The following is a 24,436-nucleotide window of genomic DNA, read 5'->3' on the forward strand; positions in this document are numbered from 1 at the left end:
TTATAGCCTTTAATTCGTTTCATATAAATGCCTATTAAAAAGGAAAGTCAGTAATATTTTAATCCTAATGAAAAACTGAAAAAAATAGGCAAAAGCCAACTTGAATTGAAACTTTAATAAAAAAACAATAAATGCACCAAAAGTTCTGATTAGATACTCTGGTATAAAACTAAACAAGCGATACTTAAAAATAACATATGCAAATCCTGAGCTATAACTCTCAAATCTTTTGATTATCTTTTTAAATTCGGTGTTTTTATAAGCCGCTACTTTTTTTGGGTGATAGCTATAAATATCATTTGTAAAAACAAATTCCTCTCCTTGGTTAAATATTTTAATAAACAGATCCATATCTTCACTACTACCATATAATGCTCCAACACCCAATTTCTCGTTAAAAAAAATTTGCGTTTTTAATTTATCATATAAAATAATTTGATTTGGAGAACCTATTAATTGATGATCAGAGGGGATTATAATATTATTATTAGGAGTCTGCTTTCCAAAATACAAATCCTTTGAACCCTCATTATATATTGGTGTTATATAGCATTTATTTGTATTTAAAACAGTCGGGAAATTTAAAAAAAAGTTTTCATCAAAACTAGAATCATCATCAGGAAACATAATATACTCGGCAGAAATATTATACTCCAACAAATATTTCAAAGCAATATTTCTTGCTTTTGAGAGTCCCATTTTATTTTCTTGAATAAATACCATTGAAAGCAATGGATTCTTTGATATGTAATTGATTTCACATTCTTGTGAAACAACAACTAACAATACTTCTATATTTTCGATATTACTATCTATACTATCAATCAATTTAAAAACATTTAAATCATCTTGATGTGTAGTAGCCATTATAAGGTTAAAATTTTTCATTGTTTATAAAATCAACGAATTAAACACTATTCCAAACTACACTCTATTTTTCTAACACCTCTATTCGACAATATATTTAAAAATTTCTCAACACATTTAAACATAAAAACAGTTAAAAGAACCCTGTAAAAACCTGCAATCAACATAACCCAATCAAAATATTGAAGTATAAAATACAATTGTGTCACAACTCCAATTAAAACATATAAATTATCATTTAATCTAACCCAAACATAGTATATTAGGGAAAGAAAAAAAATTGTCAAAATACAAGAGAAAAAAAAATTTGTTTGAATATAAAAATAAGTTGGCAATGTCATATTCATAGACATATACTTATCAACAATACTCAACTCATCATTTCCTAAAAAAATAGGACGATGATACTGATTTGGATTCACATCCATCTCAAATAAATTAATGGGAGACACTTCATTAAAAGACTGCTTTAACTGATTTGCTATTCCATACTTTTTATCATAAAGCCCCACATTCATTGTTTTATCACTTATTGCATCAATTGGTATTGATGCAAGTTCAACCATAGAAATACGACCAACTATTAATTTACCAATAACATCTAGGTCAACAGAACTTCTTACATTAGTTGCATAATAAAACATCAATGGTGAAGCAACACAAAAAAAGAACACTATTTTCTTCATCTTAACTTTAGCCTCAATGCTATTTTTAAACATTGAAAGACTGAGATAAGTAATTAAAATAAAAATAATTGCAGAACGGCTTCCTGCAAACGTTAATAACAAAATATACATCAAAACCGCAACAGTGACATATTTTATGTTTTTTTGCATAAACAAAAATATTGAAAAAGCTATTGTGGCATCAAAAAATAATAAAAGGTAAGAAACCAAAGTCCCATGTGTTGCGCCTTCTAAAAGCGCATCATAAGATGTCCCCATGATAGTATAGCCCAACAGACAAATAGATATAATATAAAATTTAAAACTATGATTAAATCTAGGGGCTATTGCTAATTTTTTGTCTGGTAAAAAACGGATAACCAATATAGTTCCTAATATAGATATTACATTCAACCCAATACCCTTAATAGTACTTAGCGATCCATATTCCATTTGGGAAAATAAGTTTACAAATCCAAAGAAATGATAATATATCATTGGAAAAACAAAATGTAATATCAGATAAAACATTAAAATAATTGTGTAAACTCTCCTCATAAATAATTTAATTACTATAACTTAATTTTCAAAGAACATATAATTATACCTACGAAGGATTTCATCTTAACTGAATATTTATTATTTTTAATAGATTTGAAATACTCTCTTTTAGCTTCTTCAAACATTTTTAACTTATGATATATTCTAGCTGTACTTAGAGATCTCGTTATTTGAGCTTTCACAATCTCGTCCATACTTAGCAAATACTTGTACTTATCAAAAAGATTTCTTTCTCTAACAATTTGTTTCTCTGAAACAGATATGTTTCCGCCAATCCAATATGCTCCTAAACTTTGGTCAATATACTTAAATTTACTGGTTACAAAAGAGGCTCTTAGCCAATAATCAGAATCCTCTACTGCGATCAAGCCTTTATCTTCTGAAATAAAACCTGTTTTTTCAACAATCAGTTTCCGAATTATCACGCTCGAATTGGGTATTCCATTACTGTTTATCAACAAATCCTTTGTGATATCCCCATATAATTCTCTTCCACATACTTGGCCTTTTGCTTTATCTACAGCATAATATTTATCCAAATTATGATAAACCAAATCATAATCCTTCAAATAAGGTAAAGAAAATTCCAATTTATTTGGATACCACCAATCATCTGAGTCTAAAAAAGCGATAACATTACCATTTGCCTTTTTTATTCCATTATTCCTAGGTCTGGCTGGACCTCCAAAATTCTCATCTTTAATATATTGTATTGTTAATATAGAATTGTATTTCTCTACAACTTCTTCTGTATTGTCAGTTGATCCATCATCACACACTAACACTTCAAAATTCTTATAGGTTTGATTTTGCAATGATTTCAAGCATCTGTCTAAATCGTTAGCTCTATTGTAAGTTGGTATTATTACTGAAACAAAAAAATCTTCCATGGACTATTTTTTAAAAAATTCTTTATTTAGTTTAGTTCTTTCTAACTCTTCTTTTGTAAAATTTTTAAAATAGTCATACGTTATTTTAAGACCTTCTTCACGTGAAATTTTAGGTTCCCAATTTAAAAGCGATTTTGCTTTTGTAATATCGGGTTGCCTTTGTTTTGGATCGTCCTGTGGTAGAGGGCGGTACACTATTTTTTGATTAGTTCCTGTTAATTTTATAATCTCATGAGCAAAATCGTTCATCGTAATCTCATTTGGATTTCCAATATTTATAGGAAAAACATAATCTGACATCAACAATCTGTAAATACCTTCTACCAAATCATCTACATAACAAAAAGCTCTCGTCTGTGAACCATCTCCAAAAATAGTCAAGTCTTCCCCTCTCAATGCCTGTCCTATAAAGGCAGGTAAAACCCTCCCATCATTCAATCTCATTCTTGGCCCATACGTATTAAAAATTCTCACTATTCTTGTTTCTAAACCGTGGAATGTATGATATGCCATTGTAATTGCTTCCTGAAATCTTTTGGCTTCATCATAAACACTTCGCGGACCGACAGGATTTACATTACCCCAATACTCTTCTGGTTGGGGATGTACAGTAGGATCACCATAAACTTCGGAAGTTGAAGCAATCAAAAACCTCGCTCTTTTTTCTTTAGCCAATCCCAGCAAATTATGAGTTCCCAACGAACCAACTTTAAGAGTCTGTATTGGTATCTTTAAATAATCTATTGGACTTGCAGGAGATGCAAAATGCAATATATAATCCAATTTACCAGCAACATGAACAAAATTGGAAACATCATGATTGTAAAACTCAAAATTCTTTAACGGAAATAAATGTTCTATGTTTTTCAAATCTCCTGTAATAAGATTGTCCATTCCTACAACCTGAAATCCTTCTTTTATAAATCGATCACATAAATGTGAACCTAAAAAACCTGCCGCACCTGTAATTAAAATTCTATTACTCATTACTTTTTTTTTACTTTGTTCCAATTCCATAATATTCAAACCCTAACACATTCATTTCCTTCCCATCAAATATATTTCTACCATCAAATATAATTGGGTTACTAAGAAGTGCTTTAATTTTATCAAAATTAGGAGAACGAAAATCTGTCCATTCTGTAACAATCAATAAGGCATCAGCATTTAATAAAGTATCGTATTCGTTGTTGCAATAAATAATTTTATTCCCAAGGATGTGTTTAGCCTCATTCATAGCAACTGGATCAAAAGCCTGTACATTGCCGCCCGCTTTTAAAATACTATCCACTAAAACTAAAGAGGGAGCTTCCCTCATATCATCTGTATTAGGCTTAAAAGAAAGTCCCCACATGGCTATAGTTTTACCTTTAAGATTTCCTTGAAAACGATTTTTCAATTTATTAAACAAAACTGTTTTCTGATATTCATTAACCGCTTCAACAGCTTGTAAAATTTGCATAGAATATCCATTCTCAGCAGCCGTTTTTATCAATGCCTTAACATCTTTTGGAAAACAAGAACCACCGTATCCAATTCCTGGATAAATAAATTTATTGCCTATTCTTGCATCACTTCCAATTCCTTTTCTGACCATATTCACATCAGCTCCCATGATTTCGCAAAGATTCGCAATATCGTTCATAAAACTAATCTTTGTAGCCAACATACTATTAGCAGCATACTTGGTCATCTCTGCACTTGGCACATCCATAAATATAATTGGATGACCATTCAGTAAAAAAGGTTTGTATAATTTACACATTACCTCTTCAGCTTGTTTACTTGAAACTCCAACCACAATTCGATCTGGTTTTAAAAAATCATCGATAGCAGCTCCCTCTTTCAAAAACTCTGGGTTTGAAGCCACATCAAACGAAATATTGAGTTTCCGTTTCTCCAACTCTTTTTGTATAGCCATTTGTACTTTTTGAGCAGTGCCGACAGGAACAGTGCTTTTGGTTACAATTACACCATAATTATTCATATACTGCCCTATTTCACTTGCCACAGCAAGAACGTATTGCAAATCTGCACTTCCATTTTCTCCAGGAGGAGTTCCTACAGCAATAAAAGCTACATCCGCACCAGGAATACTTTGTTGTAATGAAGTCGAAAATTTTAACTTTCCTTTTGAAACATTTTTAATTACCAAAGCTTCAAGACCAGGTTCAAAAATTGGAAGTATTCCTTTATTTAGATTATTTATTTTTTTTGAATCAATATCAACACAAATAACATCAATACCCACTTCTGCGAAACACGTTCCTGTTACAAGTCCAACGTAACCTGTACCTACTACAACTATTTTCATGCTTTTCTTAATAATTCTTTATTAGCTACTACTTCTCTCAATGCGCTACTCAAAAACTGATGATCCTTTTTTATTGAAGTACAATTCAATACTTTTTTCTTCTCAGTTGACTCTACCAGTAAAATCTTTCTCTTTATAATCATATCCAATTAATACGAACATCAATATTGTAAGAGTGTAAAATATTCTCTAAATCTTATTCATTTACATATGACACAATCTCATCAACATGAATGCAGGGCTTTGAGTTGTATATAGCGTTCGAATAAAGTTTGTGTCGGTCTGTTTTTCTTAGGTCGATCGAGTGCGGGATCAGGTTGCAATCCTATAATTAGACAATCACAATGTCTTTTGGTTTCTTTAAGTATTTTGATGTGCCCCGCATGCAACAAATCAAACGCACTAAAGGTGAAGACAATTTTAATATTATTTGAGAGCATATCTAACTTCATTTTTAATTTAAAATAGATACGTTCAAATCTAAATCTTTCATTCAAACTAATTTATTTTATTTGTTTTCACAAACAAATACTCCAAAACATGCTTCTTTGCTCCAAGAAACAAATAATAAAGACCTCTTTTTTCTATTTTGTTAATTTCTGGATATACTGAAGAAAAACACTTAAACCATGCCTTTTTGCTTTCTACGAAATAAGAAAACCAAACCGCTCCAGCACCCATTTTTATTTTATGTTCCTGAATTGGATCTAATTGATTTTTTTCGATGTGGTTGTAAAACATTTTGTAAATCTCAACAATCTGAGTCTTCATTTTTATGCTACTTCTTATCGTAGTAGCATGTTGTCTAAAATAATTAAGCGGTTCAGATACATAATAAAAATCCGTTTTCTCTGTCAGATCCAGCCAAAACTCCCAATCGGCCACAACCAAATACTGATCCGATAATCCATTAATTTCTTTAAATAGCTCATGCTTTATTAAAGCGGCACTCAAATTTGGAATAACACAAGAAAAGGAAAGAAACTCCTTCATTTTATCTGCTTTAATCAACCCATTTTCTTTTACAGCTGCCTTAAAACTTTTTTCTCTTCGATAAAAGTCATCTGCAAAGGTTTTCCCTTTTTCATTCACAAGATTACTTTTAGAAAAAGCAACTCCTACGGAAGGGTTACTTTCAAACGCTTTCAAAAGTACTTCAATTTGGTTTGCCTCAGCAAAATCATCACACTGTGCAAAAAGAATATAGTCCCCTTTGGCAAACGAAGCTCCAAAATTACTTGCTTTTACATAACTTCCAGAATTCTGTGACTGTAATTTTAAATTTATATTTACATAATCTTCATACTCCCTAAGGATTTCTTGGCTTCCATCGGTAGAACAATCATCAATAATGATAATTTCAGTATTAGGATAGGTTTGGTTTACCAAGCTATCTAAGGCTTGCCTTAAATATTCCTGATGATTATAACTCGTAAAAACGATGCTTACTAAAGGTTGATTCAATTTATCCATTCAACAAACCTTTTTCTTTTAATTCACCCAAAGACTTTCTATAATCGGTGGTGTCTTTTGGTATATCATTTTGCTCTAATGCCCAGTCTATAAAACTGTGTAATCCGTCTTTAAAACTCCATTTTGGTTCAAAACCGACAACTTCTCTAATCAAAGTTAAGTCGGCGAAATTGTGTCTTATATCTCCTTCTCTAAAAGCTCCTGAAATTTTAATTTCAGAATCACTTTTTAAATAACTTACAATCTCTTGGGCAACTTCTAGAACATTTACAGGCACTCCGCTACCAACATTAAGAATATGCTGCCCTTTTTCCTCTAATTTCAAACAACTTATTGTAGCATTTACTACATCTTGAATATGTACAAAATCCCTACTTTCAAGTCCGTCTTCAAAAATATTTATTTCTTCGTTTTGCAAAGCCAAACGTGTAAAAATAGATAATATACCTGTATAAGGGTTTTTCAATGACTGTCCTGGTCCATATACATTTTGGTAACGCAAAGCACAACCATTAATATTCTTTAATTGGGTAGCCAAAATAATCATTTGCTCTTGTACTTGCTTAGTAATCCCGTAAAAAGAAGAAGGATGAATTTTGGAAGATTCATCTGTAGCCTCAACTTCTAAATTATGTTTTCCTGATTTAGGACAACATACCTCAAAACTTTCTTTTACGTTTTGAAAAGTTCTCGAATCGGGATAGACAATTCCATGTTCTGGAGAACTATATTTTCCCTCTCCATAAATTGATCTTGATGAAGCAACGATTACGCTTTTTATTTGATGGTTTTCGTTTATGATATAATCACATAAATTAGCCGTTGCTTGAATATTTACATTTGTATAATGCGAAACAGCGTACATAGATTGACCTGTACCCGTTTCGGCCGCATAATGAATAACAGCATCTTGCCCATCAAGTGCAGCATAAAGTACGGATTTGTCCGCTACATCACCAACAATTAATCTTACTTTACCATTTAGATCATCGGACAATTTATTTGTATCACCATGAATTTGCGGGAGAAAATTATCTAAAATTGTAATTTCAAACCCTTCCTTAACTAATACTCTGGCAACATTGGAACCTATAAAACCAGCTCCGCCTGTAATTAATACTTTTTTTATACTTTTTCCCATTTTTGTGATAATATATTATATTTTTTTATAACTCTAGCAGGTGAGCCTACTGCAACGCAATAATCTGGTATATCTTTAGTCACAACTGAATTTGCACCAACAACGCTATTTTTACCAATACTAGCTCCTATAATACAAACATTTTCTCCAATCCATGAACCATCTCCAATAACCAAATGTGGCAATTGTTTTATTCCTTGATACATAATCGGCTCATTTATATTTTCATACTGATGTAGATTATCTGAAATATAAACCTTATCCGCCGTTAGAACATTTTTCCCAATAAAAATCTCACCCGTAGCATATATATGATTAAAATTCCCTATTATGCTCCCCTCCCCTATTGACAAATGACAACTTGACTCATTCGTCAATGGCACAGCGGCTATCCATGTCATTTTTTGTATAATTACACCTTTTTCGATTGAAATATTTTCTCTACCATCAACCCTAAGCAATTCCTGAACAACCGCTTGTGGGGAAAGAAATTTATATTTTCTTCTATTCAAAAAATAAAATACTCTCCTTTGAGCATAATTAAAAACTCTTTTTATCATTTTTTAAATATTCTATAAACTTAATTGTATTAAGCATTAACTCAGAATTTGATTCAAACCATTTTTCAGAGTAATTCCACCATTCACTCTTTTGAATCATGGAAATCGTTTCTTCATCAAATCTATACTTTATATGCCTAGCAGGTATTCCACCAACAATCGAATAAGGAGCAACGTCTTTTACTACAACGGCACCAGCTGCAATGACAGCTCCATTACCTACTTTAATTCCATCCAGAATAACAGCTTTCTCTCCTATCCACACATCATTACCAATAAAAACTTTTTGACAACTACTGACATTATCAACTTTAGCATAAACTTTTGGGAGAGGAGTAGATTTTTGAATTAATGCAGGATGCGTAGTTACTTTATACAAATCATGGATACCCGGGGCTATTGAAACAGAAGATGCAATTGAACAAAACTTACCTATTTCACAATTAAAAACACGACTTCCAACTTGAATATAAGTATACGAATCTATTTTACAGTTAAAAATTATGTTCTTATCAAAAATCACAACATAATTTCCAAATTTACTATTCGATATTTCGGAAGAAGAGTAAAAAAGACACGATGGATTATTAGAAATTAATTTCGAAAGGCTATATCTCTTTCGCAAAGCAGTAAAACAGTCAAATAAAAGCCCTTTAATAAATACTAAAAATGTCTTAATCATTTTAATAAAAAGTCAATAAATATTTTGCTAGATAATTTGTCTTCAGTTTCTGGTGAAGTTTGAAAACTATATTTATATTTTTCATAATTTTTAATTGGAAGTTCATCTACTAAGTTGACTTTCTCGTCAATATTCATAAATTGATAATTGCAACCTAGATAATCCGAAAAATGAACAACGTTTCTATGAACCTGTCCAATACCATTCAAAATGTTTTTTGATGTTATAAAATGAAGTTTTTTTCCAGAAGCAATAGGATAATTAATTGAGGTACTATCATGAGCAAGAACAAAAAAAGCATTATTAGTTAATTGAGCCGTTTCATTAAAAACAACCTTTCTACCGTTAAAAAAATCTTCCGTTTTGTATCTGATTGCTTTAGGATGTGCCGCAATAACAACAGGGAGTCCATATTGTTTTTCTACACGATCAAAATAACTATTCAATTCCGGATAATAATCTTCTACTTTAACATTTTTAATATTAAACAAAACAGTATCTGGGTGTAAAGGCAAGTATTCGTCTAAAAAAAGTATATACTGATCGGTTTTCTCCCCCATTTCATTTTTTAGCATTAAATAAGTATCATAGTCATCACTATTCACTTTTACTATTTCGGCATCTTTAATCGATTCAAAATCTACTCTACCTATACCTTTCCATCCCTGCTCACCTCCTTGAAAAACAATGTCGTATTTTTTTATCTTTCCATTCTTCATTAATTTCAAAACTCTTTTAAATCTAAAATAATTTAAAACAGTTGCTATTTTAATTCTACCCAGAGTTCCTAAAAGACTTTTTGGAGGCGATGGCAAAGGAAACATATTACGGCCAAAAACTGATAAAATGCAATTGTATTTTGTCAAAAGCTGATACAACTTGCTTATCCTTCCTTCGAAAGTCATAATAGATATGAAAAGAGTTTTTGACAATAACTCTTCATTTTTTAGTGCAAACTCCAATTCGGTATAATTAGTAAATTTCCGCACCTTTGCAAGATAGGAAGAGTCTTCCATACCATGGTTATCTTCAAAAAAAATCGAAGTTAAATCCCAATACTCAACTTTCAAACCTGCCAAATCAGCTTCTCCCATATAGAAATCGGAATATACCTTAGCTGTTAGAGGCATATATCGTAAATAAACTACTTTATCAAATCTCATTTTTAGCTGGTAAAATTAATTTTAAGGTTTTAAAAAAATATTCTCTTAATGGACTAACAGTCACCAAACTTATTCCAAAGGAAAACAAAATTCCAAAACCAATAATCAATGCGTTTATAAATAAATTCATTTTATCTTTCCCTTCCAAAAAACAATCATTAAGAGAAAATAGAGTTATTATCAAAACAAGGACTGCAGGCACATAAGGAATAATTTGTTTTTTTATAAATTGATATACAGAGATTTTCAAAAAAGATAAAGAATACCAAATATAAATAAGCCCACTTATAAAAAATGCAAGAAACTTAAACATTGCAAAAGATTGAATTCCAAATAAATCAATTGTCAAATAAATTCCTGTCCAATAAATAATCGGCATTAAAAAACTAATAATGTACATTTCTTTCAATTTTTCATTAGCAATCATTAACATCCCTGCGGGATAACTTACAAACGCTAATATATTACATGCAATTAACCATTGAACAACTTCAATTGATTCTATATATTCCATTCCTACCCAAGAAATCACCAAAGGTTTTGAAAAAATTATAATTGCTATAATTGGCAGTACAACTATTGGAAAAGAAAACGTTAAAACGTGTAAATAGAAACTTTTTAAATTTTCATTCTTATCAACTCCTATAAAATGATTAAACCTTGATGAGAATGGAGAAAAAAATACGCCCAATAATGACCTAAAAAAACTTAAAATTGTAAAACCTATAGCATAAATCGCAACTTCTTTAGCCCCCAACAATTTTCCTATTGCAAATGAATCCAACTCATAATAGGAAATCCAAGAAACAGTAACAATTAAGCCTGATAAAGCAAGATGATTGGTTTTTACAAACATCTTTTTATTGAATTTAAAGTAACTTATTAGTTTTGTAAAGTCATAATCAAATTCACTCCTAGCCTTAATAATTCCAATTATAGCGCAGACTAAATTAATAATTTGAATAAATAAAAAATAACCAACAATATCATAATCTTTAAAACCGAAAAAATAGAACACAGATGAAATTTTCAATAAACTTCCAAGAATATTTATTTTTTGCAAAAGGAAATCTTGTAGCCTAATTCCAAATATCATTTGCAAAATCCTTTGTAAAATAATGGTAGGTGAAAATACTGCTAATATTAAAAGTAAGTCGCTTGCTATGTTAGATTGGAGCCCTGGCTTGATGTCAGCTATCAAAAATTCAGGATTTAAACTTAGATACAGGAAAATAAAAATTAAAAAAACAAGAAAAACAAATAATACAAAATGAGTAAATCCAATAATTTCCAATTCCGCATCCCTCTCACCCCTAGAATAACTTTCTGCAGCATATTTCATTCCAGCTCCTAAAAAACCTAAATCAGCATAAGACAGGAATATAGTAATCGAAACACACACTGTATATATTCCATAAATTACTTTATCAGAACTAAGAAACGGAACTACAACAAAAAGCGAAGCAAAACCTAAAACAATTGATAAAATTTGAAAAAAATAAATTTTTAAATAATTTTTAGAATATGAATTTTGCATGTATTTTCTAATTCTTAATTTCTTTTATAATCCTAGCCGGATTTCCCGCCACTACTACTCCCTCTGGAACAGATTTTGTCACAATCGAACCAGCACCAACAACAGAATTTCGTCCAATTGTCACACCTGGTAAAATAATTGCATTAGCCCCAATCCAACATCCTTTTTTCAAAATCACCATTTCATCAGGATAATATCCTTGATCAATTAATGGAATATCGAATCTATCAAACTTGTGATTATTTATGTAAATGTGTACACCACATCCCATCATAACATTATCCTCAATTATGATTGAGGTTTTTAAAATCTCAGACTCTCCAAATAACATAACTCCAGGACGAATAACAACACGATGTCCAATCTCAATATTAGAACAACCTACAGCATAAGCACCTGGCCTAAAATCAGCAGTATCCGCAAAATGCTTAAATTTTTTTTTACAAAGAGTAATCATCTCTTTTTTAAAATATAACTGCCAATGCGTAAATGGATGGTCAGGACCAATCCTATCAGCTGTAAGATTATATTTTATTTTTTTTATTAAATCAATTATCAACATTCCAATTTGCTATATTTTCTCCTAATTCAATTATTTTTTTTCTGGCCTTAGGCAAACCATCCCCTATGAAATTAAACAAATTTGCAGTTGCTACTGCACTTACATTTTTATATTTAAGCCCATCCATGAAATGAGATTCATTTCCAGCTCCTCCAGCAATTATAAGTGGTATCTTAATCTTTGATTCGAACTTTTCGATTGTATCAAAATCGTAACCAAATCCAGTACCATCTTTTTCTATAGAATTTAAATAAATTTCTCCAACTTCAAGTTTTTCTAGGTAGTGCAAATAATCTTCTAAATCAAGATCTATTTTAGTAGTCCCATCATTAATGTAAACTTCAAAATTATTATCAATTCTCTTGTAATCAATTGAAGCTACAATGCTTTGTGAGCCATATCTCTTTATTAACGCTCTAACTAATTCTGGATTTGTATGCAAAACAGTATTCAAAACTATTTTATCAGCTCCACTGTTAAAAAGTAATTCAGCATCTTCTATTGATCTAATTCCTCCACCAGCTGCGAGAGGAATAAAAACATCGTTCACTAAATTTTCGATAGTTTTTGCAAAATCGGTAATTGACTTATTATTACGACTTGCATTTAAAACTACCAATTCATCCAGGGAAAAGGCTATATTTTGAAATTTGTAGTTTTTTTCAAGCCAATTTAGATTCCCAACCTTCTGTAATCTAAAGTTTCTGCTCTGATTAAAAAAACCATCGCTATATATTAATGTGAATATTATTCTTTTTCTTAACATTAGAATTTATCAATAAAATTTTTCAACAATCTTAAGCCATTTTTTTGGCTAAGTTCAGGGTGAAATTGTACACCTACTACATTGTCGAATTCAAAACTAGCAATAAAATCAGAACCATAATGACAATAAGATTGGTTTATATCATCCTCACTAACCATTTTGTAGCTGTGTGTAAAGTAAAAATCAGATTCATTTGCTAATCCATCATACAGTTTTGAATTTGTCAATGTCTTTACTTGATTAAATCCTACATGCGGAACCTTTAAATTTGAATTATCAAACTTTAGACAATGTGCTTTTACAAATCCAAGCCCTTTTGTAAAACCATCTTCTGTACTTGAGGTACCTAAAAGCTGCATTCCCAAACAAATTCCAATTAACGGTTTTTTATCTTTTACAGCTATTTCCTGGAGGTATTTATCCAGATTGTTCTCTCTAATTTGAATCATTGCTTTTCTAAATGATCCAACACCTGGAAGAATTATTTTATCAGCACATTTTAAAGTTTCATAATCTGCAGAAACAACAATATTTTCAGCACCAAGATAGTTTAAGGCACTGATTATAGATTTTATATTTCCCATGCCGTAATCGGCTATCACAATTTTCATATCGTAAAATCTTCTCCGGGTGTAAATTTTGGCGACCAAATTCCATCTATTTTTTCAAAAAGATCCTTGTTTGCATATTTATCTAAAACAGCATCGAATTCTTCTTTAGTCATTTTATAATAATCAAGAAAAGTATCTATTAAATCATGTGGATAAGCATTATCATACATTTTAACTAAATTCAAAGCTTGATCTCTAGTCATAGAACCTCTTCTAATTTCAATTCCTGCATCTTGAGTTGCACGACCAAATCCAAACTTCAAATACATCAAATAAGCATGTAATGTATAAAGAGCCTGATCATTTTGTGAAAAATTAGTAAAAGTATCCACACTTCCTTCCTCTTTTTCAATTAGACCACAATGTTCTTTCGCCACAACATAATTCCTATAAGAATCCCATGATTCAAAATATGACCAATGTGTAAAGGACAAACCTATTTCTGAAACCTCTTCATCTGTTGGAAATTTAAAAAATGCCAAATCAGCTTCTGAAATATCGCCATCTGCTCTAATTCTGTCAAAAACTATTTGATGCCCTCCTTCTAGATATATTTTTTTCATATATTCTATATCGTATAGAGGATTATTTTTGCTTTCTGTAGAACCTCCGTATTCAACCTCTCCATCTTCACCATAAAACATCAAAGGGATTTTGAAGTTTGCAGCAGTTTTAATGCAAGCAGTCATGATAGCAATTAGCCATCCGTAGTAAGGAAAACCTTTTTCAATGAATCCATATTTGTTTAATCTATCTAAAACTATTGGATTTGGCGATATATGAATATGGTCATATCCTGATTGAATAAAATTAAAAAGATTTTGATCACCTATAGGAAGTGACAAAGCTGGACGAACCGTAACTGCCAATGGATTCATCCCATATTTATGCTTTAACATATAAGCTACATATGAACCATCTTTACCACCACTAACAGGAACAATACAATCGAAATTACCATTAGTGGACTTATATTTAGCAATTAACTCTTCAAGCTGTTTTTGTCTTATAGTCCAATCTATTTCTTTTTTCTCTTCCATCCACTGACAAGCATTACACCAACCCCTATTATCAAATGTAATTCTAGGTCTTGTAGACATATTTAAACAATTCTTACACCATGTAATTTTATTTGCACTCATAATAATTTTTTCGAATATAACTAATAATGATTTTTTTTTTAGTAACTTTAAATCGCAGTCCAACCACCATCAACTGCTAAATTTTGACCGGTAATATAATTTGCGTCATCTGACAATAAAAAAACAACCGAAGGAGAAATATCTTCAGGCAATCCCATTCTTCTCATAGGTACTTTTTTATTGTAATTTTTTACAAAAACAGGATTTTGACTGTCAAAAATACCTCCCGGAGAAATAGTGTTAACTCTTATGTTATTTGGTCCCAAATAAGATGCTAAATAACGAGTTAAGTTAATGAGTCCCCCTTTGATAGCAGAATATGCGGCAGGCATTGTCATTGTAGTTCCATCATATACAGTAAAATCTGGGCCAACAATACCATAAACTGAAGCCATATTTATGATAGATCCTGATTTTTGATGTATCATCTGTTTAGCTACCTGTTGGGAAAAATAAAAATAACTGTTCAATTGAAAATCAATATTTTTCTGCCAAGATTGGAATTCAATTTCCTCAAATTTATTTCCCCAATCTGCGGTTCTTGGATAAGCATTATTAACCAAACCATCAATTTTTTTGTATCTATCAACAATTAATTTCACACATGTGTCTATTGACCCTGTATCTGTAATATCGCATTTTATGGTAGATAAATCGTCTGATGTTTCATGACTGATGTCTATATTGATGCAAAAAGCACCTTCCTCTTTGATTTTTGAAATGATCTCTTTACCAAGTAAACCGTTACCACCAGTAACGATAACAATTCTATCCTTTAATTTATTCATCGTTCAAACACGTTTTCAGTACTTCTATAGAATCCGCAAAAGTATTCATTTGTTTTCGATTCCCCTTTAAACCGTCAATAAAATATTCAAGTTGATTTTTATAGGTGTCAAAGATATTGAAATCATTCTCTTTATATAAAAAATCACCAAAACTATTTACAATGGTGTTTTTAATTAAATCAATGGTCAAAGTTTCATTCTCAAATAAAATTTCAATAGTTCGTTTTACTTCTTTCCTATAATAATTTAAAATGACATTTGCAGTGAAACTTTCGTATTCTAAAACATAATTGGCATAATCAAAAGCATCAATCATTAAGGAGGAAACATTTCTTTTTAGACTATGAACTTTAAGAGGTTTTCCAAAAAGCCAATGAGTATAATCTAATTCATGGAATAAATCCAAGTGTACACCTCCTCCCATTGTTGGATTGACGCTGTAAATCGTCCTAAAATCCTTACCCGGTCGCCAATCTGGCAAATAGGAACCACAGTACACATTAACTTCATTGATCCTCATTATCTCTTTTTCTAATTTGTTTTTTAAAAAAGTTAGACAAGGATGAAATCTCAAATTGCAGGCAACATAAGTTATTATTTTTTTATCTTCAATTAACTTAACTAATTTATCTACATTTTCAAGGCTGTGAATTGCGGGTTTTTCAATAAACAAAGGAATTCCTTTGTGGGCTAATTTTTCAATAAACTCATGATGCAAATGAGTCGGATTGGAGATAATAGCAAAATCAAATGCAATAGTGTTATTATCTAGATTATAAATATTCTCAACACCTTCTTCAATCACTGCATTTAAGTTGGAACGCAATGCATAAATCTTTGCATCAACTTTCAAAGATTGCAAAGCTTTAATATGTTTTCTTGCAATAGATCCTAAGCCAATAATCAAGACGTTCATAATTCGAAATCTAGTTTGTTATTTTGCAACAAATACTCCATAAACAAGAAATCTACTGGATGATCCAAATCAAAACAAATGTGATCCATTGCATAAATCAGAGATTTATCTGTAATCGCACTTTTTGAATCTGAGTCAAAAAAAGACCTTCTGTACCAATAAAATGAAGCGTTTAAATCATAGACTTTTGGCGCCGATTGACGTGTCATTACACTACCATCAGGATTGGTTTTAACTAAAGAATAAAAACCATTGCTATTCTCTTCTACCATATTGAAGTATGGATTTCGAGCCGCATTATTTACCGAAAATAAATTTTTTGCATTTGGATTATCAATCATCAACTCTAATGCTTTTTCTACATCCTCTGATGTCCTTAGTGGAGAAGTAACGTCTAAATCTAGGACAAAATCATATTTATAATCTACCAAAGACTCCTCGTATAACAATAAATCTTTAATAGTATCTATTTTACCCGCTACATCAGTAGCTAAATACTCTGGTCGTACATATTCGGTAAGAACACCATGCGCAGCTGCTACACACTTTATTTCAGAATCATCTGTAGACAAAGCGACTTTTATATTCCATTTCTCTTTTAATTTGTTTGTCAAATCAATTGAATAAGCAATAAGTGGTTTTCCCGCTATCAACTTAATATTTTTTCCTGGTATTCCTTTTGAACCTCCACGAGCACAAAGGGTAATTAATATGTTCATGCTAAAACTTAATATTATGTATATCTATATGGGCCTTTTCAAAATCTTCATGTTTTCCTACATCCAACCAATAACCGGAAAAAGGAAAAGAAATCACTTTGAATTTTTTCTTTATTAACTCTTCCATTAAATCGGTAGCATTAAAAAATGTATCCTTTGGTATAAAACTTAGCATTTCTTTTTTTAATAAATAAATTCCTCCATTAGAATAATAGGTATAGGTTGGTTTTTCTTTAAAACTTTTAACATTACCATCGTTTGTTTCTAATACAGCATATGGAACATTTACCTGATATGGTATGGTTAACACTGCTAAATCAGCATCTTGCTTTATGAATTCCAAAAAAAACTGTTCATAATCAATGTTAGTCAACAAGTCGGAATTAGTTACTAAAATATAGTCATGCTCAAAATTTTGTATTTTAGAAACAGCTCCAATTGTTCCTAAAGGTTCATTTTCCCAAACATATTCGATTTTTACGTTTTTATGCTCTCCTGCACCAAAATGATCCTCAATTTGTTCTCCTAAATATTTTACTGATACCCAAAAATCATCAATTCCAAATAAAGCCAATCTGTCTAAGTTGTGTTCCATGATGGCTTTATTTCCTACTTTTAAAAGTGGTTTTGGAATAGTATCTGTTAAAGGCTGTAATCGTTGCCCTCTACCTCCGGCCATAATTACTGCATCAATCGGCAAATAGGATCTAATTTTCCTAAAATTGATCACATTTACAACTTTACGATTTTCGTCAACAACGGGTACAATTCTAAAATCGCCTTCGCGATATTCTATAATCTTTTTTAGATTATTTTCTCCCTTAATTATATATCGAGGATTATCTTGAATAATTTCATCAACTTTACTATCAATTGTAAATCCTTTCAGCAAACCGCGTCTAACATCACCATCAGTCAATGCTCCAATTAATTTATCTTCATTATCCACTACAAAAAGTATAGCATCTTGCGATAATTCATTAAATCGAAGTAAAGCATCTTTTATATTACTCCCTGAAAGAATCAAATGGTCTTTAAAAACTCTCATGAAAATTCTTTTACAATTTTAATAATGGTATCTGCCACTCCTTGTTTATAATAAACATTTGTACCATGGTATTTTTCAAAATTCATAGCTTTGGCAACAGCTGTAATCATAGCCCTTTCCTCAAATTCACAATTCAAAATATTCTCACTTTGAACTCTTCCTTTTTGTCGATCTCCTACATTCACAACATACTTTCCAAATGAGGCTGCTTCCAAAATCCCACTAGAAGTATTCCCTATCAAGATTTTGGCATAATGCATGGCTGAAAAATAATTTACCTTCCCAAAGTTTTCTATTAACAAAAAGCGATCAGGGAACTCATTCTTTAATTTTTCAATAGCCTCTCTGTAAACTGATCCTTGAGTATCTGCATTGGGCATGGTGATAACAATAAATAATTTCTCAGAAATCTTTGCCAAAGCATTTTTCATCTCTTGAGCAAATCGTCCATTCTCATGCACTGACATCGTCTCTGGATGAAAAGTCACTAGAGCAAATTCTTCATTAGCGATATTAAACTTCTCAAAGAAGGTGTCCTTTTCAATTGGAACAAAATTTTTAATATCATTCAAGCTTAATGAACCAACATCAAAAATACCGTTTGATGTTCCAATCAAATTAATTACTTTTTCTCTAAAGATATCCGTTGCGACAAAATGTAATTTTGATGCTAATGTAATTTGATGTCGGTACACATTATCAATGGCTCCCAATGTGGTTTCCCCACCGTGTATATGCGCAAATTTTACTCCAAAAGGAATTCCGGCTTGTATAGCAGCACTCATCTCAAAACGATCTCCCAAACAAAAGACTAAATCGTAGGTATGACTCGCCCAAAAATCTGCAAACTTGAGAACAGTCAAACCATAAGAGGATGCTATGGATTGAGCATCATCATTTGAAATCAACGATGAAATGGCATGAATACAAGTATATTGATCCTTTTCTATATCATTTAATGTATATCCGTGGCTTTTTGACAAATGAGTCCCGAAAGCAATAATTTCCAATTCAAAAAAAGAATCACTCTTTATTTTTTGAAGTAAGGGAAGATAGATACCGTAATCGGCTCTTGAACTAGTTAAAACACCTATTTTCATTGAATATCAGAAAATGAAAGTTTGTCAAATTCATTCATATCGGCTATCAATTGTTTCCCGATAACATTTTCCCATGACATTGGAGAAATTCCATCCCCTGGTCGTAATGAAATTAAATCATCATCAGTTAAAACATGGCCTTTTTTTAAATTCCTATTCAAATGAATACTTTTTCTGGCAATAGAAATGTTCTTTATTTCACTTTTACTGGCGATTTTCTCTCCATTACCGCTCATTGCCAATTCAATATTTCGTATGGCTTTCACCATCGCTTTCAATTCATCAGGTTCTAACGACGCTACATGATCTGGACCCGGTAAAGTTTTGTCTAATGTAAAATGTTTTTCTATAATTTGCGCTCCTAAAGCAACAGCAGCCACAGGAACCTCAATACCCAAGGTGTGATCAGAATATCCTACTTTAGTCTGGAATTTTCCTTTTATTGTAAGCATCGCTTTAAGATTAACATCTTGCATCGGAGTTGGATATTCTGTATTACAATGCAAGATTGAAACCATTTCTTTTGATAATCCAAATTTCATTAATACATCTAAAGCAATTTCAATATCTTTTTCAGAACACATTCCTGTAGACATTATAACTGGTTTTTTACATAAAGCTACTGCTTTTAGGTAAGGGTAGTTGGTAATTTCTCCACTTGGAATTTTAAAAAAAGATAGCCCTAAATCATTTAAATATTTAACTCCTTCTACATCAAATGCAGTAGAGAAAAAACTAATGTTTTTTGCATCACAATATGAGATTAATTCTAAATGATTCTCATGACTTAACTCTAAATTCTTCAACATGGCATATTGAGAATCATCACCATCATTAATATTAACACTCTGATATTTTGCCTTTTTTGCTGATTTGCTTACTAAACTATCTGCTCTAAAAGTCTGGAATTTTACATAATCAACGCCTGCCTCTACAGCGGCATCAATAAGCTTTTTAGCGATTTGAATATCCCCGTTATGATTTACACCTGCTTCGGCTATGATAATTACTTTACTCATTTTTAGATTATTCTTCCAGGATTACCTACTACTTTTTTTCCGTCGGGTATATTGGTTAAAACTACTGCACCAGCTCCTATTACAACATCACTTCCAATACTAATTCCTTGTTTAATAACTGCATTCGCTCCCACAAATGTTCTTTCTCCAATAGCAACATTGCCAGCTAAAACAGCACCGGGCGCTATATGAACTGCATCTTCTATGACACATTCGTGTTCTATTATACAACCCGTATTTAAAATAACATTTTTCCCAATTACCGCCAGGGCATTGACAATTACATTCTTGTTAATAAAACTGCCATCACCAATAACCACATTTCTTGAAATATGTGCCGTTTTGTGAATAATCGATGCAATGGTCTTTCCTTTACTTTCAATCAAATGGGCAATATTTTGCCTTAGGGCGTTATCTCCTATTCCAAGGACAAAAAAAACTTCTTTTTGCCATCCTATAAAATCATCACTTTTCTCAATACCTAAGTAAGGCAATTTATAAGGGTCTTTGTCTGATGCTTCTTTTTCCGAATAACCGATAAATTGTAAACCATTCTCTAAGGCAGTTTCCACTACCACATAAGCATGTCCTGAATACCCAATTAGAATATGTTGTTTATCTAACACTACTAGGTATGTTTACAATTCGTTCTTCTAAAAATTCAGCATTGTGCTGTGCGTCTTTCTGACAATGAGCATACATCGGCAAACGATACATCAACTGCCATATCGGTCGAGTCATTACCCCATTGGCATTTGTCGTTTCTAAAAACAAATCACGCTCAACTTTATTTTCCAACTCCACACACATCAACCAATAGTTTGCTTTAGTCTCTGGTGTTTCAGTCCTGAAATTTATTCCATTGGCAGCAAAGAAAGACTCATATTCTTTAGCTAATTTTCTTTTATTGTCTAAAAAATTATCCAACTGTTCTAATTGCGCACAAGCTAAAGCAGCATTTAAATTAGGCATTCTAAAATTATAACCCACTTCATCATGTACAAATTCGTAAGCATGTGGCACTTTAGCTGTGGTAGTCAAATATTTACCTTTCGCTCCTAAACTGACGTCATTGGTAACTATAGCACCACCTCCTCCACTAGTAACTATTTTATTGCCATTAAAAGAAAATACACCTAATTTCCCCAAACTCCCAGTAGGTTTACCTTTGTATAAGCTCCCCAAAGATTCCGCGGCATCTTCAATTAACGCAATTTTCCATGTAGTGCATACTGCCAAAAGTGCATCCATATGTACAGGAAATCCAAAGGTGTGCATAGGCAAGCAAGCACTTATTTTTTTACCTGTATTTTTATTATATGCGCCATCTTCTCGTAACTCTGCATTTTCAACAAGAAATTGCTCAAGAGCTGTTGGAGACAATCCCATAGTATCAAGGTCAACATCCACAAAAACTGGAATAGCGCCATTATAAACTATCGCATTTGCAGTAGCAATAAACGTTAAAGCTTGAGTTATTACTTCATCTCCTTTGACCACACCTGCCAAACGCAACGCAACCTGTATACCAGCTGTACCGTTAACAACTGCAACAGCTTTTTGTGTTTGCGTAATGCCTTGCATCATTATCTCAAATTGATCCACATAAGCTCCTACAGAAGAAACAAAAGTCGAATCAATTGTCTCAAGCAAATATTTTTTTTCGTTCCCTCCAAAATGCGGAACATGTAGTGGTATAAAATTTTGGCTTTTATATTGCTCCTTAATAAAGGATATAGTTGAATCAATAACCGTCATAATTACATTTTTGCATCTAAATATTTCCCAGTCTCTTTATGACCAAAATTAGGAATCATTTCGTGAAACAAAGCAACAATTTCCTCTTTATTCCATTTTTTTTGAAATTTCATTTGAGCAATAGCTGCCGTGAAATTTTCTAATTTTACTGCATCAAAATGAGCTTCATTTTTAATGACTCCTAAATTTTCAAAACGTTCCATATCCAAAACTTCATTGTCTGTAAAGAACTCTTCAAAATCTTTTTCTCCTGTAGTATCGCTGGACGTAAACAAACACGGCCATTTCTTTTGAGCTATTAAAACATCAACACTATTCCTAGCTTCCTCCTCCGATTCACATAAATAAGGTTCATATCCAATTTCATCCAAATATTTAACTGCAATATCGGCAAATGAAATTAAATGCAAATTCTCACTTAACTTTGGAAAGAAAATATCTCTGTTCTCTCCAAAAATGCAGGACATTAGACATAATTCCCCTGACTCTTTTGGAGTAACAAAGTAACGCTTGATATCATTAGGAGCTACAATCGGCTGTTTTTTTAAAATACGTTGATTGAATCCGTGTAATAAAGACCCATCGGAAAACGCTACATTGGCAAATCGAGCCGTTGAAATAGCCATTTCTTTACTTTTACGCATCAAAAACATTTCCATAATACGTTTCGACGCCCCCATCATATTCACTGGATTGGCCGCTTTATCGGTGGACACACAAAAATATTTTCGAGTCCCTTTATCTATTGATTGTTGTAATGTTTTTTCAGTATTAAAAACATTAACATCAATCATCCGCATTAAAGTAAAAGGATCTTTTTCACTACGAACATGTTTCAAAGCAGATAGATTTAAAACATAATCATATTTCCCATCTGATTCAATAAACGCATCATATTCCACCGATCCAATATCCAAGGCAAAAGTTTGAAAATCGCCGTCAATATATCCATAAGAACTTCTCAAATCCCTTACCAATTCCACCATGTTGTTTTCACTGATATCAACAACGTGTAATTTCGCAGGGTTACGCTTGAAAATCTCTTTAGTAACTGACTGCCCTATAGAACCAGCTCCACCAATTACAAGAAAAGAACTATTCTTTACAATATCTGATAATTGTGCTTCGTGAGTAAAAATATCTTTGGTGAAAATTTCTTCTTCACGTCCAATTAAATTTAGGATATTCATTTTATATTTTAAATAACATTAATTTCTCTTATTTGCACTTCTCTTCGCAACCCACTACTCGAAAACCGGTGATCCCGTGTATTAAAATACAACTCTATCCCTTTGGCTTCGCAATACATACGGCCGGTAAAATCTTGCTCACGGTATTCGTCTCCTACAATACGTACGTCTATTTTAAAAGAACGCAAAATATCTTCTAAATCTTGCTCAGTAGCGTAGGGTACTATTTCATCGACAAACTTGCAACCTTTCAATTGGATATAGCGTTCCACCACGGTTTGTACTGGGCGGTTTTTCTCAGGTCTATCCAAAGTAGGATCCGTTTGCAAACCTACAATTAAATAATCGCATTGGCGCTTTGCTTCTTCTAGCATTTTGATGTGTCCAGCGTGCAATAGATCAAAGGCACTAAAGGTAATTCCTATTTTCATTATAATTGGTGAATCGGTGAATCGGTTACTTGGTTAATTGGTTAATCGTTTAATAGTTAAATCGGTTAATCGAATTTGGTAAATGATGTACTTACAAACTCTTAGATTGTAATAATTGTCTTTACTATAAATAGGAAATGACATTTTAGTAAAACCGAGCGTTTTTTAGTAGTTGAGAAACAAAAATCTCAGGCAATGGCGTACTATGAGTTGGAATCAGTATAGGCCTTCTTAAATCCCTCTGTGTTTTATGGCATGTCTTCCCACTGTAGGGATGGGCTTAAACTTTGATGTTCCAAAAACCAAAGCACTGTAACTAAAGGGATATTCTATAACTCATTGGCATTCCTACTTATACCCGAATCGCCCAATGTCATTAAGTTAATGCGATTTAAGAGTAACGATACTTAACCCGAGCGGTAGCGAACTGGCGAAGCATTTTAGATTTTTGCTAGTACATTAAAAATTACTACTTTCTCAGCAGCTACCCCATCTGATGTCTATTATCTATTTGTCTATTATCTATTTGTCTA

At 31.8% G+C, this 24,436-nt stretch carries 24 protein-coding genes and 2 pseudogenes; all 26 read right to left on the minus strand.

The annotated features are described in order from the left end of the window. Positions 1-9 precede the first annotated feature (9 nt). The 26 genes and pseudogenes from ACSVH5_RS11020 to ACSVH5_RS11145 all read right to left on the minus strand — a co-directional run bounded on the left by ACSVH5_RS11020 (position 10) and on the right by ACSVH5_RS11145 (position 23,903). Positions 10-867 (minus strand): hypothetical protein, encoded by an 858-nt coding sequence (locus ACSVH5_RS11020; protein ID WP_438061490.1) that lies wholly within the window; start codon positions 865-867, stop codon positions 10-12. Between the two features lie 47 nt (positions 868-914). After that, entirely contained in the window at positions 915-1,985 is a 1,071-nt protein-coding gene (locus ACSVH5_RS11025) for a hypothetical protein (RefSeq protein ID WP_438061491.1), read from the minus strand. A 119-nt stretch (positions 1,986-2,104) separates the two neighbouring features. Then, positions 2,105-2,983 carry a glycosyltransferase family 2 protein gene (locus ACSVH5_RS11030; protein ID WP_438061492.1) on the minus strand — a complete coding sequence of 293 codons (879 nt, stop codon included), beginning with the start codon at positions 2,981-2,983 and terminating at the stop codon, positions 2,105-2,107. Positions 2,984-2,986: 3 nt separating this feature from the next. Beyond that, positions 2,987-3,970 (minus strand): UDP-glucuronic acid decarboxylase family protein, encoded by a 984-nt coding sequence (locus ACSVH5_RS11035; RefSeq protein ID WP_438061493.1) that lies wholly within the window; start codon positions 3,968-3,970, stop codon positions 2,987-2,989. A 10-nt stretch (positions 3,971-3,980) separates the two neighbouring features. Beyond that, positions 3,981-5,297, minus strand: coding sequence for a UDP-glucose dehydrogenase family protein (locus ACSVH5_RS11040; RefSeq protein ID WP_438061494.1), 1,317 nt, complete (start codon positions 5,295-5,297; stop codon positions 3,981-3,983). Further along, positions 5,294-5,722: pseudogene (locus ACSVH5_RS11045) on the minus strand (adenylyltransferase/cytidyltransferase family protein). The gene ACSVH5_RS11040 and the pseudogene ACSVH5_RS11045 overlap by 4 nt, the downstream one beginning before the upstream one ends. 73 nt (positions 5,723-5,795) lie before the next feature. Beyond that, positions 5,796-6,770 (minus strand): glycosyltransferase, encoded by a 975-nt coding sequence (locus ACSVH5_RS11050; protein WP_438061495.1) that lies wholly within the window; start codon positions 6,768-6,770, stop codon positions 5,796-5,798. Beyond that, positions 6,763-7,911, minus strand: coding sequence for an NAD-dependent epimerase/dehydratase family protein (locus ACSVH5_RS11055; protein WP_438061496.1), 1,149 nt, complete (start codon positions 7,909-7,911; stop codon positions 6,763-6,765). The genes ACSVH5_RS11050 and ACSVH5_RS11055 overlap by 8 nt, the downstream gene beginning before the upstream one ends. Beyond that, positions 7,896-8,471: an acyltransferase gene (locus tag ACSVH5_RS11060; RefSeq protein ID WP_438061497.1), complete on the minus strand. Its 576-nt coding sequence runs from the start codon at positions 8,469-8,471 to the stop codon at positions 7,896-7,898. Before ACSVH5_RS11060 ends, ACSVH5_RS11055 begins: the two co-directional genes overlap by 16 nt. Before the next feature lie 108 nt (positions 8,472-8,579). Further along, positions 8,580-8,751, minus strand: a pseudogene (locus ACSVH5_RS11065) (DapH/DapD/GlmU-related protein); the annotation flags it as partial. Positions 8,752-9,149: 398 nt separating this feature from the next. Continuing rightward, positions 9,150-10,316: a hypothetical protein gene (locus ACSVH5_RS11070; protein ID WP_438061498.1), complete on the minus strand. Its 1,167-nt coding sequence runs from the start codon at positions 10,314-10,316 to the stop codon at positions 9,150-9,152. Further along, complete coding sequence (locus ACSVH5_RS11075; protein WP_438061499.1) at positions 10,306-11,853, minus strand: lipopolysaccharide biosynthesis protein; 1,548 nt, start codon at positions 11,851-11,853, stop codon at positions 10,306-10,308. The genes ACSVH5_RS11070 and ACSVH5_RS11075 overlap by 11 nt, the downstream gene beginning before the upstream one ends. A 7-nt stretch (positions 11,854-11,860) precedes the next feature. After that, positions 11,861-12,415, minus strand: a complete 555-nt coding sequence (locus tag ACSVH5_RS11080; protein WP_438061500.1) for an acyltransferase — start codon at positions 12,413-12,415, stop codon at positions 11,861-11,863. After that, a complete protein-coding gene (locus tag ACSVH5_RS11085; protein ID WP_438061501.1) occupies positions 12,402-13,181 on the minus strand; it encodes a HisA/HisF-related TIM barrel protein in 780 nt (259 codons plus the stop codon). Before ACSVH5_RS11085 ends, ACSVH5_RS11080 begins: the two co-directional genes overlap by 14 nt. After that, positions 13,181-13,792: an imidazole glycerol phosphate synthase subunit HisH gene (gene hisH, locus ACSVH5_RS11090; RefSeq protein WP_438061502.1), complete on the minus strand. Its 612-nt coding sequence runs from the start codon at positions 13,790-13,792 to the stop codon at positions 13,181-13,183. Before hisH ends, ACSVH5_RS11085 begins: the two co-directional genes overlap by 1 nt. Then, complete coding sequence (locus tag ACSVH5_RS11095) at positions 13,789-14,934, minus strand: N-acetyl sugar amidotransferase (protein ID WP_438061503.1); 1,146 nt, start codon at positions 14,932-14,934, stop codon at positions 13,789-13,791. The genes hisH and ACSVH5_RS11095 overlap by 4 nt, the downstream gene beginning before the upstream one ends. 47 nt (positions 14,935-14,981) lie before the next feature. Next, positions 14,982-15,722: an oxidoreductase gene (locus ACSVH5_RS11100; RefSeq protein WP_438061504.1), complete on the minus strand. Its 741-nt coding sequence runs from the start codon at positions 15,720-15,722 to the stop codon at positions 14,982-14,984. Then, the gene (locus tag ACSVH5_RS11105) at positions 15,715-16,638 is read right to left on the minus strand and encodes a Gfo/Idh/MocA family protein (protein ID WP_438061505.1); all 924 of its coding nucleotides are present in this window, start codon (positions 16,636-16,638) and stop codon (positions 15,715-15,717) included. The genes ACSVH5_RS11100 and ACSVH5_RS11105 overlap by 8 nt, the downstream gene beginning before the upstream one ends. Then, positions 16,635-17,357, minus strand: a complete 723-nt coding sequence (locus ACSVH5_RS11110; protein ID WP_438061506.1) for a cytidylyltransferase domain-containing protein — start codon at positions 17,355-17,357, stop codon at positions 16,635-16,637. The genes ACSVH5_RS11105 and ACSVH5_RS11110 overlap by 4 nt, the downstream gene beginning before the upstream one ends. A gap of 1 nt (position 17,358) precedes the next feature. Further along, entirely contained in the window at positions 17,359-18,405 is a 1,047-nt protein-coding gene (locus ACSVH5_RS11115; RefSeq protein ID WP_438061507.1) for a nucleotidyltransferase family protein, read from the minus strand. Then, positions 18,402-19,505, minus strand: coding sequence for a UDP-N-acetylglucosamine 2-epimerase (gene neuC / locus ACSVH5_RS11120; protein WP_438061508.1), 1,104 nt, complete (start codon positions 19,503-19,505; stop codon positions 18,402-18,404). Before neuC ends, ACSVH5_RS11115 begins: the two co-directional genes overlap by 4 nt. Further along, positions 19,502-20,524, minus strand: a complete 1,023-nt coding sequence (gene neuB / locus ACSVH5_RS11125; protein ID WP_438061509.1) for an N-acetylneuraminate synthase — start codon at positions 20,522-20,524, stop codon at positions 19,502-19,504. The genes neuC and neuB overlap by 4 nt, the downstream gene beginning before the upstream one ends. 2 nt (positions 20,525-20,526) lie before the next feature. Beyond that, positions 20,527-21,150, minus strand: coding sequence for an acetyltransferase (locus ACSVH5_RS11130; protein WP_438061510.1), 624 nt, complete (start codon positions 21,148-21,150; stop codon positions 20,527-20,529). Continuing rightward, entirely contained in the window at positions 21,140-22,282 is a 1,143-nt protein-coding gene (locus tag ACSVH5_RS11135; protein WP_438061511.1) for a LegC family aminotransferase, read from the minus strand. Before ACSVH5_RS11135 ends, ACSVH5_RS11130 begins: the two co-directional genes overlap by 11 nt. 2 nt (positions 22,283-22,284) lie before the next feature. After that, entirely contained in the window at positions 22,285-23,472 is a 1,188-nt protein-coding gene (locus tag ACSVH5_RS11140) for a UDP-N-acetylglucosamine 4,6-dehydratase (RefSeq protein ID WP_438061512.1), read from the minus strand. A gap of 8 nt (positions 23,473-23,480) precedes the next feature. After that, positions 23,481-23,903, minus strand: coding sequence for an adenylyltransferase/cytidyltransferase family protein (locus ACSVH5_RS11145; protein ID WP_438061513.1), 423 nt, complete (start codon positions 23,901-23,903; stop codon positions 23,481-23,483). Positions 23,904-24,436: the final 533 nt, after the last annotated feature.

Origin of the sequence: Flavobacterium sp. RSSA_27, from assembly GCF_051547125.1 — a bacterium.
GTDB lineage: Bacteria > Bacteroidota > Bacteroidia > Flavobacteriales > Flavobacteriaceae > Flavobacterium.

What these genes read in the sequence shown, in the direction of transcription:
- ACSVH5_RS11020 (WP_438061490.1), bottom strand. Translation starts at nt 867, where the DNA reads ATGGCTACTACACATCAAGATGATTTAAATGTTTTTAAATTGATTGAT.
- ACSVH5_RS11025 (WP_438061491.1), bottom strand. Translation starts at nt 1,985, where the DNA reads ATGGAATATGGATCGCTAAGTACTATTAAGGGTATTGGGTTGAATGTA.
- ACSVH5_RS11030 (WP_438061492.1), bottom strand. Translation starts at nt 2,983, where the DNA reads ATGGAAGATTTTTTTGTTTCAGTAATAATACCAACTTACAATAGAGCT.
- ACSVH5_RS11035 (WP_438061493.1), bottom strand. Translation starts at nt 3,970, where the DNA reads ATGAGTAATAGAATTTTAATTACAGGTGCGGCAGGTTTTTTAGGTTCA.
- ACSVH5_RS11040 (WP_438061494.1), bottom strand. Translation starts at nt 5,297, where the DNA reads ATGAAAATAGTTGTAGTAGGTACAGGTTACGTTGGACTTGTAACAGGA.
- ACSVH5_RS11050 (WP_438061495.1), bottom strand. Translation starts at nt 6,770, where the DNA reads ATGGATAAATTGAATCAACCTTTAGTAAGCATCGTTTTTACGAGTTAT.
- ACSVH5_RS11055 (WP_438061496.1), bottom strand. Translation starts at nt 7,911, where the DNA reads ATGGGAAAAAGTATAAAAAAAGTATTAATTACAGGCGGAGCTGGTTTT.
- ACSVH5_RS11060 (WP_438061497.1), bottom strand. Translation starts at nt 8,471, where the DNA reads ATGATAAAAAGAGTTTTTAATTATGCTCAAAGGAGAGTATTTTATTTT.
- ACSVH5_RS11070 (WP_438061498.1), bottom strand. Translation starts at nt 10,316, where the DNA reads ATGAGATTTGATAAAGTAGTTTATTTACGATATATGCCTCTAACAGCT.
- ACSVH5_RS11075 (WP_438061499.1), bottom strand. Translation starts at nt 11,853, where the DNA reads ATGCAAAATTCATATTCTAAAAATTATTTAAAAATTTATTTTTTTCAA.
- ACSVH5_RS11080 (WP_438061500.1), bottom strand. Translation starts at nt 12,415, where the DNA reads ATGTTGATAATTGATTTAATAAAAAAAATAAAATATAATCTTACAGCT.
- ACSVH5_RS11085 (WP_438061501.1), bottom strand. Translation starts at nt 13,181, where the DNA reads ATGTTAAGAAAAAGAATAATATTCACATTAATATATAGCGATGGTTTT.
- hisH (WP_438061502.1), bottom strand. Translation starts at nt 13,792, where the DNA reads ATGAAAATTGTGATAGCCGATTACGGCATGGGAAATATAAAATCTATA.
- ACSVH5_RS11095 (WP_438061503.1), bottom strand. Translation starts at nt 14,934, where the DNA reads ATGAGTGCAAATAAAATTACATGGTGTAAGAATTGTTTAAATATGTCT.
- ACSVH5_RS11100 (WP_438061504.1), bottom strand. Translation starts at nt 15,722, where the DNA reads ATGAATAAATTAAAGGATAGAATTGTTATCGTTACTGGTGGTAACGGT.
- ACSVH5_RS11105 (WP_438061505.1), bottom strand. Translation starts at nt 16,638, where the DNA reads ATGAACGTCTTGATTATTGGCTTAGGATCTATTGCAAGAAAACATATT.
- ACSVH5_RS11110 (WP_438061506.1), bottom strand. Translation starts at nt 17,357, where the DNA reads ATGAACATATTAATTACCCTTTGTGCTCGTGGAGGTTCAAAAGGAATA.
- ACSVH5_RS11115 (WP_438061507.1), bottom strand. Translation starts at nt 18,405, where the DNA reads ATGAGAGTTTTTAAAGACCATTTGATTCTTTCAGGGAGTAATATAAAA.
- neuC (WP_438061508.1), bottom strand. Translation starts at nt 19,505, where the DNA reads ATGAAAATAGGTGTTTTAACTAGTTCAAGAGCCGATTACGGTATCTAT.
- neuB (WP_438061509.1), bottom strand. Translation starts at nt 20,524, where the DNA reads ATGAGTAAAGTAATTATCATAGCCGAAGCAGGTGTAAATCATAACGGG.
- ACSVH5_RS11135 (WP_438061511.1), bottom strand. Translation starts at nt 22,282, where the DNA reads ATGACGGTTATTGATTCAACTATATCCTTTATTAAGGAGCAATATAAA.
- ACSVH5_RS11140 (WP_438061512.1), bottom strand. Translation starts at nt 23,472, where the DNA reads ATGAATATCCTAAATTTAATTGGACGTGAAGAAGAAATTTTCACCAAA.
- ACSVH5_RS11145 (WP_438061513.1), bottom strand. Translation starts at nt 23,903, where the DNA reads ATGAAAATAGGAATTACCTTTAGTGCCTTTGATCTATTGCACGCTGGA.